Consider the following 15516-nt stretch of genomic DNA (forward strand, 5'->3'; position numbering starts at 1 on the left):
CGTATTCTTCGTGACGTGATGAAAAACCTGATTTCTCCTGCCATTGCTGTCTTACTCCTTTTCCTGTGTTCCTGCCATCGGCCTGTTGCCTATTTTCAGCCAACATTCCATCCTGTGGCAGCCAGAGTAGCGGTTAAGCCTGCACCTGTTTCTGAAGTCAGCACCGCCCCCAACCCGTCTGTTTCGGAGAACCCGCCGATGGCTGAATCCCCCGTTCCGGCCACTCAGGTTGTTGCCCGCCAAAGCCGCGAGCCGATGCAGGAAATGGGTAGTCAACTCCACCGCCGAATGGCCCGGACACAATCACTGCTGGAAACGTCAGCCCAAAAGAGCAGCCCGCAGCAGCCGCAGCCCAAACCAAAGCCCCAGAAAAAGCTCAAACTGGGTAATCAGATTCGGCAGGGCCTGGGCATGAAACTGCGACCGGAACTAAACTGGTGGCAGCGTATCAGCTGGAAGCTCAAAGCGTCGGTACTGATCATTCTGGTAGCTGTTCTATTCGCCGTTCTGCACATCACTATACTGGCCGTTATTTTCGGTATTCTCGGCGCATTCCTGCTCATTACAGGACTCAAGCGGTCATTCAAAGTCAAGCGCCCCTGGTTCTAGGGAAGTTTCTGGACGGCATCGTAAATCAGGTTCATATACCGCTCCCGGTCGACGTCGTACACGACTTCGGCGTTAGCAGGCTGCTTCATGATGTCAAAAAAGTCGACGACGGTAGTTCCTGTCGTCAACGTCCCCGTTGTCTCGACGGCTACGTAGCAGGATTTTGATGTAAACATCGTTGGGTCGATGAGCCAGGCAATGGCGCAGGGGTCATGCAGGGCTGCCCCACCGTTTAGTTCCGGCCGTTCGCGCCGGTAAAAAATGGAGAAGAAATCCATTAATTCGGCCACTACCTGCCCTGTCTTATTCCCAATGGCCCGAAACCGATCAATATCTTTCTGAAAGACCAACGCTTTGTGCGTTACATCCAGGCCACACATGATGATGGGTACACCGGAACTGAATACCACCGCGGCTGCTTCGGGGTCGACGTAGATGTTGAATTCGGCCGTTGGGGTCATGTTGCCTCGGAAAGCACCACCGCCCATTAGTGAAATGCGTTCAATTTTTGGCTTCAGGTGTGGGTACGCCAGTAAAAACGTGGCAATGTTGGTTAACGGACCTGTTGGTACAAGAGTTATTTTCTCCGGACTCTCCGTCAGGATACGGGCCATCGCTTCTACCGCCGACTGAGATTCGGGCTGCTGCGTAGGTTCGGGAAGCGACGGCCCATCCATACCCATTTCGCCGTGTACGTAGTCGGCAATTATCAGGTTCCGAAAGAGCGGTTTATCGCATCCTTTGTACACCGGAATATCGGTTTCCAGTAAATGCAGAATTTTTAGGGCGTTTTTCAGCGTTTTTTCCTGCGTTTGGTTGCCAGCGGATGTCGTAATGGCTTTAATATCAAACAGGCCACTGCCAATGGCCAGCATCAGCATCACGGCATCATCGTGACCGGGATCGCAGTCAATAAGTATGGGTAATTTTTTCATTTAGTTTTATAAAACGTGTACTGACTAAGTTGGCTACAGGGGTTATTACTCAATAATAAACTGAGTAATTTTAACTATCTTTTAATAGTAATTTTAGAATGTTTTAATTGGAAAAATCGGGTTTTGGGCCGCGAATACTGTTGGTTTGCATTGTTTTTACACGTCGAATGATTCTGCGAAAAATAATCGTTAAACTGCTGTTAATCTGGGTGCTTCCTATACCCACTTTTGCACAGAGGATACTGACCCTGCAACAGACGTTGCAGCAAGTTCGTGAAAATAGCCCTGCGTTGCGCGTCGAGCGATTCAATATCAACGCTGCTCAGGCCGACCAGACTACGGCTAACCTCCGCCCCAATCCTGTTTTAAATAACCAGACGCTGTTTCAACTAAGCAATACGCCCGTTCCCGGCGTTGAAAATGTTGGCTTGCTAAATCGGCAACGGCGCCAATTTTGGTTGCAGGCTACCAAGGAATACGATATTTATGGCAAACGCACGTACCGCAACCGTCTCGCCGAAGCCAACACGAATCTGGTCGTCCGAAGTGTAGCCGAAACGGAGCGCAACCTGCTGTTCGATGCGGCCAACCGGTTTCTGGATGCCTGGTATGCCCGCATTCAACTTGCCCTGCTGCAACGCGCCAAAGCCAATGTTGATACGCTGGTGCAGTTGAATAAAGTGCGACTCAAAAATCTGGTCATTACCAATACCGACCTCACCCGGACGCAATTGATTTCGGATCAATACGCCATTCAGACCCGCACTGCCCGGCAGGAGTTTCGCAATCGCCTGAACGAATTGCAGCTAGTGGTAGGCTCGGCCGATAGCATCAATGTGTTCCTGAACGACTCAATTATCAGCCCGGTTCTCAATAATCCACTGGCCCTGTATCCAAACGTAACGGCTAGTGCCGACAGTCTGTTTCAACTGGCTTCAACCAGCAGAACAGACGTAAGGGTGGCCGAGGCCAATCTGGAAGCGGCCCGGCGCAATATAGACCTCCAGCAGGTATTGGCCAAACCACGCAACGAAGCGGGCCTTATCTGGAACCCGCAGAATTCGGTGCCCTATGCGGGCGTTTTTCTAACGCTCGAGTTGCCAGTATACAGCCGGAATCAGGGTGAAATTCAGAAAGCGAGGGTATTGCAGGAACAGGCGCAGCAAGCGTCATCTTTAGTGCAGACGCGAATCCGGGCAGAGGTCAATACGGCCTACCAGTCGTTCGTAACCAGTCGGGAAAACGTTAATCACTACATCGACATTCGCCGGGATGCCGACCGGGTACTCGCGTCCGTTCGCTACGCATATCTGCGCGGAGCCACCACGCTTATTGACTTGCTCCAGGCCCAAAGTTCATGGTTCGATACGCAAACTGCTTATTATCAAATTCTTTATACCTACCGACAAAACTACGTCCGGCTTATTTACGCCACGGGGCAAATTAACGCGTACTAAAGGTGTCATAAGTATCAACCCATCTTTTTTATCTCAATAGATTGGTTGATACTCAGATGCCTTCACCCAGTAAAAAACATGAAACTATATTCAATTCTGCTATTGATTCTGCTGGCCACTGCCTGCAAGGAAAAGCCAAAACCCGTTGTGCAGTCGATACCACGACCGGAAATAAGTGCGGACGGTGGCAGGATTACGTTTCCCGATTCGGTCATGATGCGCGCTTTTACTACACAGGCAGCCCGTGCGTCGGCGATTCGCACTGATTTTTCCGCACCGGGCCACGTAGCGGCAATGGTTGTTCGGTCGGTAGAGAATCCCGCCGAACGGCTCGTCCTGTTTGATGAACCCGGCCTGTCTAACAATTATACTGCCATTTTGCAGCACCGGATTAATATTCAGACGGAACGTGGTAATCTGGAGCGGGTGCGCGATTTGCAGGCTCACGGCGCGGCTTCGGGTAAAGAAGTGATTGAAGCCCAAACGCAGTTGGCGAATGAAGAAGCGGCTATCATTTCGGATGAGGCTACGCTGAAACTGGCTGGTTTCGATCCTAAAGAACTCCGCCGGGCAGCTCCGAACACGATACTGGTCGTTTGCGAAATTCCCGAAAACCAGTTTGGCAGTATCCGTAAGGGACTAGCCTGTACCCTCAATTTCACGGCTTTCCCTAATGAGAAATTTACGGGCCGAATCGACAATGTGAATGATTATGTGGATAATACGACCCGGCAAATTAAGCTTCGTATCTCCGTTGCCAACCCCGACGGTCGGCTGAAAGCGGGCATGTTTGCTACCGTTCAGTTTGGCATAGCGGAGGGTAATGCCATGACCGTCTCGCGCGATGCTGTCGTTACCGTTCAGGGCAGTGATTATGTTTTTGTTCAAACTGGACATAAAACCATAGAACGCCGGGCCGTACAGCTCGGTCAGCAACGCGCCGACCACATGGTGGTCCAGAGTGGCCTGACTGATAATGATAAGGTTGTAGTAGAAAACGTGATGCAATTGAAAGGGTTAAGTTTTGGCTATTAAAAGAGAATGATGAATGATGAAGTATACATGATGAATTAAGCCGATCACACAGACACTCATCATGTATACTTCATCACTTATCATTCGTAAAACGGATGATTCAGAAACTGATAACACTTTCCCTCCGCAATCGCTGGGCGGTAGTTGGGCTGGCTATCGCGGTTATGGGGCTGGGCCTTTGGTGCTTTAAACTGCTCAAGATTGAAGCCTATCCGGATATTGCCGATACCAACGTCATTATCATTTCCAAGTACGACGGTCGGGCCGCCGAGGAAGTAGAACAGCAGGTTACCATCCCGATTGAGCGGGTGCTGAACAACGTGCCGCATGTAACTGACCGCCGTTCCCGAACCATCTTTGGGCTATCGGTGGTGCAGTTGAACTTCGATGAAAACGTAACGGACTATTTTGCCAGGCAGCAGATTATCGAACGGCTCAGCAGTGCCCAACTGCCCGACGGCGTATCGCCCGAACTGGCTCCGCTCACTACGGCGGTAGGTGAAATTTATCGCTACGTAATTGAGGCTCCTGCCAGCATGACACCTATGCAACTGCGTGATTTGCAGGACTGGGTCATTATTCCGCAGCTGCTACAGGTGCCGGGCCTGGCCGACGTTACCACCTTTGGCGGGCCTATTAAGCAATACCAGATTATTCCCGACCCGGCCAAACTCCGCAAGTACGACACTACCCTACAGGAGGTGATTGAGGCCGTTCAGAAAAACAATCAGAACACAGGAGGGAACATTATTGCCCGGGGAGGGCAGGGCTTTGCCGTGCGCGGACTGGGTGCACTCAAATCACCCGACGATGTGCAGAATATTGTACTCAAAGCCAATGAAGGTGTACCCGTATTGCTGCGCGACGTGGCCAGCGTAGAAATCAATCCGCCTTCGCCATCGGGCATCCTGGGCTACCGCATTCCCAACGAAAAATTAGACGTAGTGGGCGCAACGGAAGGCATTGTATTACTAAGAAGGGGCGAAAACCCCAGCGAGGTGCTGGCGTTGCTGAAGGAGAAAATTGCCGACCTCGAAACGCGGGAACTACCCAAGGGCGTTCACTTGCGGGTACTATACGACCGGGGTTTTCTGATTGACCACTCGCTGGAAACGGTAGCCCACACGCTCATTGAAGGGATTGCCATCGTTACCCTCCTGCTCGTGCTGTTTTTAGGTAGTTTGCGGGCGGCTTTGGTGGTTACGGTCACCATACCCTTCTCACTGCTGTTTGCGTTCATCCTGATGAAATTAGTGGGTATTCCGGCTAACCTGCTGTCATTGGGAGCCATCGACTTCGGGATTATTGTGGACGGGGCCAGCGTGATGGCAGTACACCTCATCCATCGATACCGCCACAGCCGCCCCAGCGACCGCGACGTGGGCATTGTACCCGTCACGACGAACTCGGCGAAGGAGGTAGCCCGGGAGATTTTTTTCTCCGTTACCATTATCATTCTGGCCTATTTGCCCATTTTGCTGATGCAACGGGTGGAGGGTAAGTTGTTTTCGCCCATGGCACTCACGCTGTCATTTGCCGTAATCGGGTCGCTCATTTGTGCCCTGACGGTTATTCCGGTGCTGACTTCATTCGCCTTCCGCAAAGCCTTTACGCCCGGTGGAAAACCGCTGAAGGAATACAAAAACTTTCTGCTTACACCGCTGGAGCGAGGGTATAGGTGGCTGTTGTACTCGACGTTGTTCCGTGTACCCAAACTGGTGGTGGCTGTGGGTATGGTTATTGTACTGGTCATGATTGGCTTCGGGCTGAAACTCGGCACCGAATTTCTCCCTGAACTGGACGAAGGGTCTATATTCATGCGGGCTTTCATGCCATCGGGCATCACAATTCAGGAAAACGCCAAGATTTCACCCAAAATCCGCGATATTATCAGTAAGTACAAACCGGTGAGCTTCGTCATTACGCAGGCTGGGCGCAATGATGACGGTACTGACCCTTTTCCGAGCGACCGTACCGAAATTCTAGTGGGTCTAAAAGAGTACAGTACCTGGTCGGATAGCATATCCAAGAAAGAAATTGTCCGTTCCATGCAAGGCGAATTGCAGGAAACCTTTCCGGGGGCGTTCTTCTCGTCGGGCCAGCCCATTATTGACCAGGTGATGGAGATTGTAACCGGCAGCGCGGCCGATCTGGCTATTTCCATTGTGGGTAATGATTTGACGCTTATGCGGGCCAAAGCCGACAGCATTGCCGCTCTGGTGAAAAAGATGGATGGGGCCATATCGGTGAATATTGAGCAGGAAGGGCCGCAGGATCAGTTAGCCATCAAAATCAACCGCCCGGCCGCTGCCCGATACGGCATTAACGTGGCTGAAATCGAGAACCTGATAGAAGCGGCCATCGGCGGTAAAACCATCGGTACCATTTACGACGAAGCCAAACGGTACGATATTATTGTTCGCTTCACGCCCGAAAGCCGGGGCAGTATTGACGCGATTCGGCAATTGCAGGTGCCATCGGCCACGGGGGCACTCATCCCCATGAACGAACTCGCCGATATCCGCTACGTACAGGGTCAGACGAATATTTACCGCCTAAATGGCAAGCGGATGGTGACGGTGCGCACCAATATTCGGGGCCGCGACCAGGGCGGTTTCGTAACCGAAATCAGCCAGAAAGTACGCGAGCACGTCACAATTCCCGAAGGCTATAGTATCATCTACGGCGGTCAGTACGAAAACCTCGAGCGGGCGGGCGGTCAGTTAGCCATCTCTATTCCATTGACTATCGAGGTAGTTTTTCTATTTCTGTTTATGCTCTATGGCAACGTACGCGACACGTTACTCACGCTTACCTGTCTGCTATTCGCGCTGGCGGGTGGTATTGGAGCGTTGTTGCTGCGGGGCTACAACTTCAACGTGTCGGCGGGGGTGGGCTTCGTGAGTATCTTCGGTATCTCGGTTATGGCGGGTGTGCTGCTGGTATCGGCCCTGAACCGGAATCTGACCGACATGAGTAAATCGTTGAAAGAAATTACCATCGAAACAGCACAGGAGCAGTTCCGGGCCATAATAGCCATTATGGTGGTGGCAATCATCGGTCTGGTACCGGCGGCTATTTCGAGCGGTATCGGCTCCGACGTGCAGCGTCCGCTGGCAACGGTTATCATCGGCGGATTAACGACAACGCTGTTTTTTGCCCCCTTAATTATTCCGCCCCTGTTTTACCTCGTCAACCGCAACCGCAAACGCGTGGTGCTGGACGAAGAAGGCAGGCCCGAACCGGAAGCGATTGAAGAAGGAACGGAGATTTAGACGGTTCAGGCCGGTGAGGTTGTCAAAAATCTTGCAGGCCTTTTGATTAACCTGTTTCACGAATCAAAAACCAGCGTTTCATCAGCATGAAATCTATCTTCGTTGTTGGCTACTGCCTGTTGTGCTTACTTTCCTTCGGACAAACTGTACCATACGGCAATAACTCCGCTACCGGTCGGTACCAACCCGTAAAAGGAATAAAGTTATACTACGAAGTGTACGGTACGGGTAAGCCGCTTTTAATGATTCACGGCAACGGTGGAGACATCAGTTCGTTCAGCAAAAATATTCCTTACTTCGCGAAGCACTATCAGGTAATTGCTGTCGACAGCCGCGCACACGGTAAGTCCGTTGACACGGGCGATTCGCTGAATTTTGAGATGATGGCCGATGATTTTGCAGATTTGCTCACGGCCCTGCACATTGACTCTGCTTACGTTATTGGTTGGAGCGATGGTGGTATCAACGCCTTGCTGCTGGCAATGCGTCATCCCCAAAAAGTAAAGAAACTAGTTGCGACAGGGGCTAATCTCTGGCCTGATTCTACCGCGTTGATGCCGTCATTATGGAAACAACAGCAAAAAGCATATCAGGAAAATAAAGACAGTGTCTTTACCGATACCGCTAAAAAAAACAACTGGAAAGTATTTAAATTAGATGTGTTCCAGCCAAACATACCGCTTCAGGCGTTGAACGCTATCCGTATTCCGGCTCTGATTGTGGCTGGCGACCGGGATGTAATCGTACCCGAACACACGGTAGCTATCTTCCGCCATATTCCGAAGGCGCAGCTATGGATACTGCCGAACAGCGGTCATGCTACACTGGTTGACCATGCCGATGAGTTCAACCGAAAAGCCGACGAATTCTTCCGGTCCAGATGAGTTGTCGTATCCCAGGTAGTTGCTGTTACGGCTGATCCGAAGTTACAACCGACAACTCCAATATCCTTATTGAATGAATGACAGAAGGAGGTTTATCGTGTCAACCAAACGAATTGTTCGCAAGTACTTTTGTTAATTACATACGTTTGATAATCAGATATATAGGTTTTGGCAGAGAGGTGCAGACTTCGGCTTAGAAATTATTGCTTCAGTAAAAAAGCAATCAACTCACTGGCCAAAGCAACACCGGCAAACGGTAGGGCCAAACGCGTATTTCCCGTTTTGTACAGTAACAGGGCCGTGATGCCAAAAAGAGTTAGGGCAAAAACAGACCGATACAAAGGCTCCAGACGGTAAGCAGACTTGGGGGCAGCAAAAATACCCCAGAGCACTATTGCTACTAGTGGCAGGCCGATTGCAGCCGCATATTTCCCGTATGGATGGGTAGTACTGTGAAAACCCACGTAACCCAATGCCGCGAACATCCCCAGCTCCACCAGGAAGTAAACCAGTTGGTTGATTCCCTTGAGTAGCGTTAGCATAGTTGCCAGAACAAAACAAGTAATGTCGACTTTTCGACAGGCAGCACCCAGTCTGCGTCGTTGATTATGCAGACACGAACATAAGGAAATACTTCCCGGCATTCTACACTTCCAGCATGATTTTACCGATGTGGTCGCTGCTTTCCATGAGTTCCTGCGCTCTGGCGGCTTCTCCCAGAGGAAAGGTTCGGTAAACAACCGGCTTAAGTTGATCACCGGCTATAAGGGGCCAAACCTGTTTTTCAACGTCAGCCGTTAGCGTAGCTTTGAAATCAGGGTCGCGTGGCTTCAGCATACTGCCACTAATGGTAATGCGCTTTTGCATCAGCGTTGGAATGTGAATTGGACTGTCGGCACCCTGCATGGCGTTGATAAACATCAGGCGACCATCCATGGCCAGAAGGTTCATGTTTTTTTGTGTGTAATTGCCCCCAACCATATCAAGGATAACGTCGATGGGTATGCCATTTAATTCCTGCTCGAAGTCGCTTGTTTTGTAGTTAATACATCTGACTGCACCGAGTTGCTCACAAAAATCACATTTCTCATCACTGCCCGCTGTGGCATAGGCATTGGCACCGAATGCTCTTGCCAGTTGAATGGCCGTTACGCCGATGCCACTACTCCCGCCATGAATCAGAAAGTTTTCTCCGGCAGATAGATGCCCCCATTGGAAAACCGTCGACCAGACGGTTAGGACTGTTTCTGGTAGAGAAGCTGCTTCTGCAAACGTTAGTGTTTCTGGTATGGGCAGGCAATGCCGCTCATCTACGGTAACGTATTCGGCGTAGCCACCCCCGCTGATCAGGGCACAAACGGGGTCGCCAATTTTCCATCGACTGGCGTTTGGGCCACATCGCTCCACAATACCGGCCACTTCAAGGCCGGGAATCTGACCGGTAGGGTCGGTACCGTAGCCGCCCGTTCGCTGGTGAATATCGCTCCGATTCACGCCAGCCGCCCGCACCCGAATGAGGATTTGGCCGGATTCAGGTTGCGGAATTGCCCGCTCCTGCAGAGCGAGAACCGACCCATCGCCGGGTTGTGTTATAATGATTGCTTCCATTCCTGAATAACCATGAATGACGGCCTTTTGTCAGGAAAAGAAAACGGTCTGACTCCTAAACCGTCTATCGTTATTCGCAGCCTGCAATGGCTGGGTACCTGGGAAGAGAGTTACGCAAACTTTTCCAATTGCTTCACCAGCACCCCGAAATCTTTCGGGTAAGGGGCTACAAACGTCTGTTCTTTGCCATCAAGTAGCTTGAATGTCAGTGAGTAAGCGTGGAGAGCAACCCGCTGAATCAGCGGTAGTTCTTCGGTTTCCTGCTTGAGGTTGAACTTGCGTTTTACGTCGGACAGAAAAACGGGTTTTCCGCCGTAGGTCGCATCGTTCACAATGGGTGCTTTAAGACACATCAAATGCACCCGAATCTGGTGCATCCGACCCGTAATGGGCATACACTCCACCAAGGTGGTGGTCTTATAGGCCTGTAGCGTATTAAAAATCGTTTCGGCCACTTTCCCGTTCTCCCGGTCAATCCGAACGGCCGTTCCGTCTTTGACGGGCGAGATTGGCAGGTACACGGAAATACCGTCGAAGTTGTGTACGCCGTTCGTAATGGCATGGTAGCGTTTCGTTACCTCGCGGTGTTCAAACTGCATGGCCAGATGCCGGTAAGCTTCCGGGTTTTTAGCGATGGCTAAAATCCCCGACGTTTCCTTATCCAGGCGGTGCCCAAGTTGCGCGTCGGCATGATACGCTTTCGCCAGCCGGACAATGCTTTGCCCACTTCGGTCGGGCGTGCGTTCGTCCAGCGAAGCCACGCGGGGCGGCTTATTGACGAGTATGTAGTCCTCATTTTCAAAGACAATGAGGTCGGTGAAGGTAAGTTTCATAAAGTGAAGTAGTCAATCCGTTGACCAGTCGGTGAGGAAATCAGTACCATTGAGAACCTATTGGCTGACTCACTAAACAGCCAACTAACTCACCGACTACATTTAACACAAAAAGCCTCCTCCTGACTGGAAAAGGCTCGATGAATGATTTTGCGAAAGACTATAACGACAGCGTACCGCGCTGATGAGCCTTTTGAAGTGTTGCTTCCAGACCGTTTTTGTTGATGGTCTTGATGGCAGACGTAGCCACCTTCAGCGTAATCCATTCGCCGGTTGATTCAACAAAGAACCGCTTCTTCTGGAGATTGGGAAAAAATTTACGCTTGGTTTTATTATTAGCGTGAGAAACGTTGTTTCCCGTGCGTGTGCGCTTTCCTGTTATTTGACAAACTCTGGCCATTATCGTACTGATTTTCCGTATGAGGGCGCAAAATTGGCTAAATTATCCCAAATCTGCAAATCAATCTTTCTTTTTTTTGAATCCGTACGGACAATGCCGACATCCATTCTGGCAGCAGTACCCCCGTTTCAGGTGGTAGGCAGCGGTGAAAACCATATACCCTTCCGGTGTCAGGTAATAATCCTTGGTGGTTAAGTCAAGAGTGTTTTTTTGGGGCGGTTGCGGGGGCATCTGGTTTGGGCTTGTGTCGAAGAAAGCGTATTTTTGAAGGAAACGCACTATGCTGTCGGTTAGTTGCCCAAACGCAAACGACAAGACCGATTAGCCCATCAAAACTCCTACACACATGATACTCGACTCTAGAACACCTGTCTCGTCTGCCGATAATGCTATGGATTTGGAGTGGCACTACGGTGCCCATAACTACCATCCTGTTCCCGTCGTGCTAGCACGGGGAGAAGGCATTTTTGTTTGGGACGTGGACGATAAGCGCTACTTCGATTTCCTGTCGGCGTATAGTGCCGTGAGCCAGGGGCATTGCCATCCACGTATCGTTAAGGCCATGATTCAGCAGGCCCAGCGGCTAACCCTGACCTCAAGAGCCTTCTACAACGATAAAACGGGACTGTGTGAGAAATACCTGTGCGATTATTTTGGTTTCGATAAAGCCCTGATGATGAATTCTGGAGCCGAAGGGGGAGAAACCGCACTCAAGCTAACCCGAAAATGGGCCTACCTCGTAAAAAGAATTGCCCAGAATCAGGCCAAAATGGTTTTTGCCACCGGTAATTTCTGGGGGCGTACGCTAGCCGCTATCTCCTCATCTACCGACGCCAGCAGCACGAATGATTTCGGTCCGCTGGTACCGGGTTATATCGTTGTTCCCTACAACGACCTCGAAGCACTGGAGAATACTTTTAAAAGTGACCCCAATGTGGCTGGCTTTATGGTCGAACCAATCCAGGGCGAAGCGGGTGTGGTGGTGCCCGATGCCGGGTACCTGCGTGGGGTGCGCGACCTCTGCACAAAATATAACGTACTGTTTATTGCCGATGAAGTGCAAACGGGTATCGGACGAACCGGCAAGCGTATTGCCTGTGACCATGAGAATGTGAAGCCTGATTTGCTCGTATTGGGCAAAGCCCTGTCGGGGGGAATTATGCCCGTATCGGCGGTGATGACATCGGACGAAGTGATGCTGACCATCAAACCCGGGGAGCATGGCAGTACCTACGGCGGTAACCCACTGGCCTGCGTGGTCACGATGAAAGCCCTTCAGGTAGTGGAGGATGAGCATCTGGCTGAGAACGCCCAAAACATGGGCGAGGTGTTTCGGTCCAGAATGACCAGCCTGAGCCAGAAAACGGACCTTCTTCAAACGGTACGGGGAAAGGGCCTGCTCAATGCCATCGTCATCACCGAACGCCCGGACCTGGGCGACCAGACCGCCTGGGAAATTTGCCTGAAACTAAAGGACAATGGCTTACTGACCAAACCAACGCACGGCGATAAAATCCGGTTTGCCCCCCCGCTAACCATCAACGAAGCACAAATGCACGAAGCCTGCGATATTATCGAGAAGACGATTCTGGAATTTTGAGAATGATTTGAGTAAAGAATGAAAAGTGTAGTGTGAAAAATAAGGTACTGAATCGGTTAATTCCAGTATAACCTTTATTAGTGTGTAGGATAAGTTCATCAGGCTCCGATTTTAATCGGGGTAAAAGTTAATCAACAAGTATATGAACCTGCAAATCATTCACGATGGCAAAGGCAAAGCCACGGGAGTATTCATCCCCATGCCAGACTGGGAAAAACAGAAGAAGCAGTATGCCGGATTGGAAAATCTTGAGTACGAAGCACCCTCCAAAGAACAGTTACTGAGCGAATTGAAAGAAGCGGTCTTGGAACTGAAGGCAATTGAGCAGGGAAACGGTCAGGCGCGTCCTTTAGCCGATTTGCTGCATGAATTATAAAATCTTAACGCTAACCGTCTTCGACAAACAGTTGAAACGGTTAGCGAAAAAGTATCTTTCGCTCAAAAATGACATTGCGCGACTTGAACAGGATTTGACGGAAAATCCAACGCTTGGCCAGTCGCTCGGTGGAAACTTCTACAAAGTTCGTTTGAAAATAACGTCGAAACGGACAGGTAAGTCCGGTGGTGGACGCGTAACTGTTTCACATAGGTGAAAGTAACAGGTGAAACAGTTACGCTTGCTTTCATTTATGATAAAGCTGAACGAGATACCATTGACGACAGCGAACTGGATGATTTACTGACGCCTCTTAATTAAGAAGTCAATCTAGTGCACCGGCTGCCCATTTCTGAACGTAGCCGCTATCTTGTCCCCGTCGGAGAAATAATAGGTTCCTTTGCCGTTGGGAACGTTTTTCTGGAACCAGCCCATGTACTTGTCGCCATTTCGGTAATAATAAACCCCGTAATCAGAACGGAGGTTGTCCCGAAAGTTTCCCCGGTATTTCACTTTTCCATCGGTATAGTACTCGACGCCTTCGCCGTGCTTGTCTCCTTCTTCAAACTCGCCGGCGTAGCGCTCGCCGGTGGGATACATAAAAACACCCGTCCCATCCTGACAATCCCCCGAAACGCAGCCTGTTTTTGAGCGGACTGGTGCTTTGGGCATCACAACCGTGCGGGTAGCCACCGCTGGACGGCTAGCCATAGCGACGGGTTTAGGTGCTACGGCCGTTGGCGTTTTGGCGTAATTCCGGCTTTTGGGATACATGGCTTCAGCTTCCAGCCAGCCTTTCCGAATCGCGTCGATGCGGGCGGGTTTGGCAGGGTGGGTAGAGGTGGCATGCTCATCGCCGAGTGCCCGCACCGCTACGGCCGATTCATCCAGGGAAGCGCCCAACTGATGCAGGACAAAGCCCGAAAATTTATCGGCTTCGATTTCTTTAATGGGTTGCCCACCGCGCCCGTCAATGGTATGACCCTGCAAATGGTGCCCAATTTCGTGCGCCATAATACTGATAGCCGACCAGTCGGTTTCGGTCTGTTCCTCAATGCCCGCCATAAACGCGGCATCATACACGATAAACCGTTGTCCTTTCAGTACCGTGGCAAAGCAATTATCCGTATTGGAGCATTCAACCACTTTAAAATTACGAATCAGGCCGATAGGCTTTAAAATCCGGTCTACTACTTTCTCCGCGTGGCCGTTGGATGGCTTTTGTGAACAAATAATATCAGGGTTAGTGGGGCCACCCGTGTAGTTGCAAATAAACGCCCCCGAAGCAAACGGGCGTATGGGTGCAGTGTTCTGGGCAACTAGCGGGCTACTAATAGCCGCGCTCAGAAAAAGAATGGGAAATGATAAAGCCAATCGCACGGGCATAACCAAATGGGGTTAATCGTTCAACACGGCTACATAACGACGGTAAACAGGCAGCTATTTTAATCGGGTATAAAAACTAGTTAAATCGCTGCACGGCCACTTTCCCTTTCGCGCCAACGGCGTAGCAGGTGCCCTTGGCGCAGGCCATCGCATGAAAACCCTCAGCATCGAGTTTTTGCCAGGTTTGCCCCTGATCCGCAGACAGGCTTGTGCCCGATGGACCAATCGTCAGCAGGCGGTCGCCGGGGAGCAGCGCTACGGCTTCTTTCAAGCCGGGTGGATCGGTTGGCGTCAGGAGTTGCCAGGTTTTTCCGCCATCGCGTGTGATGGTTGCGTTAGGGCCGGGCTGTTGTTCCTGTTTCTAGTTTCCGCCAACGGCCACGCCGATCTTATCACTAAAAAAACGCAGCCCGAACAGACCCGTTGCTTCACCACCCGGCAGGGGCGTGTTGCTAACCGTCCAGGTCTTACCCCGGTCCGACGAGTGAAACACCCGTCCGTGCTCACCCCCGCCTGATGCAATCCACACATGTCGTTTCCCTTCCACCACCAGGCTGGTACCACTGGCGGCAAAAGCGGCTTCGTTTGGCTCCATAGCGGGTAGAGCGGCCGGGGGTACGCGCTGCCAGGTTTTACCGCCATCGTCCGTCGTTAGTATAAACCATTTTTTGTTGCCCGCTGCATCGGCTATGGGGTCGCTGAAAACGATGCCGTGCTGGTTATCCCAGAAGTCGATTCCATCGAAGAAGACGCCTTGCTGTTCATTTTGATAGAGTAAGGTCCAGTTTTGCCCGGCATTCGTTGTCTTATAAATCCGGGCCTGCCCTTTCTCAGCCGGACCGGCACTCATCAGGTAAGCGGTCTGGGCATCTACGGCCTGCACATCCCGGAAGTCGCAGGTCTGGGCATCCGGCACCGCGCCCGTTTGCCAGGTTTTTCCGCCATCGGCCGTCCGTACAAACGTTCCCTTTGTACCGCCAATCCAGGCAACGTCGGCACCAGCCGCACTAACGGCCCGGAAACTGGCATCCGTACTAACCGCTTGGGGCTGCCACTGGGCTACACAGTAAAAAGGAAGAAAAAGGCACATGGCAAGATGATGCGTAAGTCGATTCATG

At 51.1% G+C, this 15516-nt stretch carries 16 protein-coding genes; 7 read left to right on the forward strand and 9 right to left on the reverse strand.

Annotation, left to right across the window (positions count from 1 at the left end; genetic code table 11):
• The first annotated feature begins 18 nt into the window (after nucleotides 1–18).
• On the forward strand, nucleotides 19–609 hold the full coding sequence (locus tag B156_RS0103255) for a hypothetical protein (RefSeq protein ID WP_026260566.1): 591 nt from the start codon (nucleotides 19–21) through the stop codon (nucleotides 607–609).
• Here the strand turns inward: B156_RS0103255 and rihA are convergent.
• Nucleotides 606–1544 (reverse strand): pyrimidine-specific ribonucleoside hydrolase RihA, encoded by a 939-nt coding sequence (rihA, locus tag B156_RS0103260; RefSeq protein WP_018618198.1) that lies wholly within the window; start codon nucleotides 1542–1544, stop codon nucleotides 606–608. The genes B156_RS0103255 and rihA overlap by 4 nt on opposite strands.
• Before the next feature lie 167 nt (nucleotides 1545–1711).
• Here rihA and B156_RS0103265 point away from each other — a divergent pair, with 167 nt between their 5' ends.
• The 4 genes from B156_RS0103265 to B156_RS0103280 all read left to right on the forward strand — a co-directional run bounded on the left by B156_RS0103265 (nucleotide 1712) and on the right by B156_RS0103280 (nucleotide 8195).
• A complete protein-coding gene (locus tag B156_RS0103265) occupies nucleotides 1712–3001 on the forward strand; it encodes a TolC family protein (RefSeq protein WP_018618199.1) in 1290 nt (429 codons plus the stop codon).
• A 78-nt stretch (nucleotides 3002–3079) separates the two neighbouring features.
• Nucleotides 3080–4036, forward strand: a complete 957-nt coding sequence (locus B156_RS0103270) for an efflux RND transporter periplasmic adaptor subunit (RefSeq protein ID WP_018618200.1) — start codon at nucleotides 3080–3082, stop codon at nucleotides 4034–4036.
• Nucleotides 4037–4131: 95 nt separating this feature from the next.
• Nucleotides 4132–7311 (forward strand): efflux RND transporter permease subunit, encoded by a 3180-nt coding sequence (locus B156_RS0103275; protein ID WP_018618201.1) that lies wholly within the window; start codon nucleotides 4132–4134, stop codon nucleotides 7309–7311.
• Nucleotides 7312–7397: 86 nt separating this feature from the next.
• Nucleotides 7398–8195, forward strand: a complete 798-nt coding sequence (locus B156_RS0103280) for an alpha/beta fold hydrolase (protein ID WP_018618202.1) — start codon at nucleotides 7398–7400, stop codon at nucleotides 8193–8195.
• A gap of 200 nt (nucleotides 8196–8395) precedes the next feature.
• On the opposite strand, the gene B156_RS0103285 is transcribed toward B156_RS0103280, so the two are convergent.
• The 5 genes from B156_RS0103285 to B156_RS32365 form a co-directional block, all read right to left on the reverse strand.
• On the reverse strand, nucleotides 8396–8737 hold the full coding sequence (locus B156_RS0103285; RefSeq protein WP_018618203.1) for a YrdB family protein: 342 nt from the start codon (nucleotides 8735–8737) through the stop codon (nucleotides 8396–8398).
• A gap of 103 nt (nucleotides 8738–8840) precedes the next feature.
• Entirely contained in the window at nucleotides 8841–9803 is a 963-nt protein-coding gene (locus B156_RS0103290; RefSeq protein ID WP_018618204.1) for an NAD(P)H-quinone oxidoreductase, read from the reverse strand.
• Between the two features lie 110 nt (nucleotides 9804–9913).
• Complete coding sequence (locus B156_RS0103295) at nucleotides 9914–10636, reverse strand: RluA family pseudouridine synthase (RefSeq protein ID WP_018618205.1); 723 nt, start codon at nucleotides 10634–10636, stop codon at nucleotides 9914–9916.
• Between the two features lie 160 nt (nucleotides 10637–10796).
• Nucleotides 10797–11036, reverse strand: a complete 240-nt coding sequence (gene rpmB, locus B156_RS0103300; protein ID WP_018618206.1) for a 50S ribosomal protein L28 — start codon at nucleotides 11034–11036, stop codon at nucleotides 10797–10799.
• Nucleotides 11037–11096: 60 nt separating this feature from the next.
• Nucleotides 11097–11267, reverse strand: a complete 171-nt coding sequence (locus tag B156_RS32365) for a C1orf53 family protein (protein WP_018618207.1) — start codon at nucleotides 11265–11267, stop codon at nucleotides 11097–11099.
• 115 nt (nucleotides 11268–11382) lie between these two features.
• On the opposite strand from B156_RS32365, the gene rocD reads away from it, so the two are divergent.
• Both rocD and B156_RS0103315 read left to right on the forward strand, forming a co-directional pair.
• Entirely contained in the window at nucleotides 11383–12636 is a 1254-nt protein-coding gene (gene rocD, locus B156_RS0103310; protein WP_026260567.1) for an ornithine--oxo-acid transaminase, read from the forward strand.
• A 142-nt stretch (nucleotides 12637–12778) separates the two neighbouring features.
• Complete coding sequence (locus B156_RS0103315; protein WP_018618209.1) at nucleotides 12779–13012, forward strand: hypothetical protein; 234 nt, start codon at nucleotides 12779–12781, stop codon at nucleotides 13010–13012.
• 330 nt (nucleotides 13013–13342) lie between these two features.
• Here the strand turns inward: B156_RS0103315 and B156_RS0103325 are convergent, their stop codons facing one another.
• The 3 genes from B156_RS0103325 to B156_RS28770 form a co-directional block, all read right to left on the reverse strand.
• Nucleotides 13343–14398: a M48 family metalloprotease gene (locus B156_RS0103325; protein ID WP_018618212.1), complete on the reverse strand. Its 1056-nt coding sequence runs from the start codon at nucleotides 14396–14398 to the stop codon at nucleotides 13343–13345.
• 76 nt (nucleotides 14399–14474) lie between these two features.
• On the reverse strand, nucleotides 14475–14669 hold the full coding sequence (locus tag B156_RS32060) for a hypothetical protein (RefSeq protein ID WP_018618213.1): 195 nt from the start codon (nucleotides 14667–14669) through the stop codon (nucleotides 14475–14477).
• Between the two features lie 90 nt (nucleotides 14670–14759).
• On the reverse strand, nucleotides 14760–15515 hold the full coding sequence (locus B156_RS28770) for a WD40/YVTN/BNR-like repeat-containing protein (RefSeq protein ID WP_245563678.1): 756 nt from the start codon (nucleotides 15513–15515) through the stop codon (nucleotides 14760–14762).
• Nucleotide 15516: the final 1 nt, after the last annotated feature.

The organism is Spirosoma luteum DSM 19990, assembly GCF_000374065.1.
Classification (GTDB): Bacteria; Bacteroidota; Bacteroidia; order Cytophagales; family Spirosomataceae; genus Spirosoma; species Spirosoma luteum.

What these genes read in the sequence shown, in the direction of transcription:
- rpmB (WP_018618206.1), bottom strand. Translation starts at nt 11,036, where the DNA reads ATGGCCAGAGTTTGTCAAATAACAGGAAAGCGCACACGCACGGGAAAC.
- B156_RS0103270 (WP_018618200.1), top strand. Translation starts at nt 3,080, where the DNA reads ATGAAACTATATTCAATTCTGCTATTGATTCTGCTGGCCACTGCCTGC.
- B156_RS0103325 (WP_018618212.1), bottom strand. Translation starts at nt 14,398, where the DNA reads ATGCCCGTGCGATTGGCTTTATCATTTCCCATTCTTTTTCTGAGCGCG.
- B156_RS0103295 (WP_018618205.1), bottom strand. Translation starts at nt 10,636, where the DNA reads ATGAAACTTACCTTCACCGACCTCATTGTCTTTGAAAATGAGGACTAC.
- B156_RS32365 (WP_018618207.1), bottom strand. Translation starts at nt 11,267, where the DNA reads ATGCCCCCGCAACCGCCCCAAAAAAACACTCTTGACTTAACCACCAAG.
- B156_RS0103290 (WP_018618204.1), bottom strand. Translation starts at nt 9,803, where the DNA reads ATGGAAGCAATCATTATAACACAACCCGGCGATGGGTCGGTTCTCGCT.
- B156_RS28770 (WP_245563678.1), bottom strand. Translation starts at nt 15,515, where the DNA reads ATGAATCGACTTACGCATCATCTTGCCATGTGCCTTTTTCTTCCTTTT.
- rihA (WP_018618198.1), bottom strand. Translation starts at nt 1,544, where the DNA reads ATGAAAAAATTACCCATACTTATTGACTGCGATCCCGGTCACGATGAT.
- B156_RS0103275 (WP_018618201.1), top strand. Translation starts at nt 4,132, where the DNA reads ATGATTCAGAAACTGATAACACTTTCCCTCCGCAATCGCTGGGCGGTA.
- B156_RS0103315 (WP_018618209.1), top strand. Translation starts at nt 12,779, where the DNA reads ATGAACCTGCAAATCATTCACGATGGCAAAGGCAAAGCCACGGGAGTA.
- B156_RS0103255 (WP_026260566.1), top strand. Translation starts at nt 19, where the DNA reads ATGAAAAACCTGATTTCTCCTGCCATTGCTGTCTTACTCCTTTTCCTG.
- B156_RS0103265 (WP_018618199.1), top strand. Translation starts at nt 1,712, where the DNA reads ATGATTCTGCGAAAAATAATCGTTAAACTGCTGTTAATCTGGGTGCTT.
- B156_RS0103285 (WP_018618203.1), bottom strand. Translation starts at nt 8,737, where the DNA reads ATGCTAACGCTACTCAAGGGAATCAACCAACTGGTTTACTTCCTGGTG.
- rocD (WP_026260567.1), top strand. Translation starts at nt 11,383, where the DNA reads ATGATACTCGACTCTAGAACACCTGTCTCGTCTGCCGATAATGCTATG.
- B156_RS0103280 (WP_018618202.1), top strand. Translation starts at nt 7,398, where the DNA reads ATGAAATCTATCTTCGTTGTTGGCTACTGCCTGTTGTGCTTACTTTCC.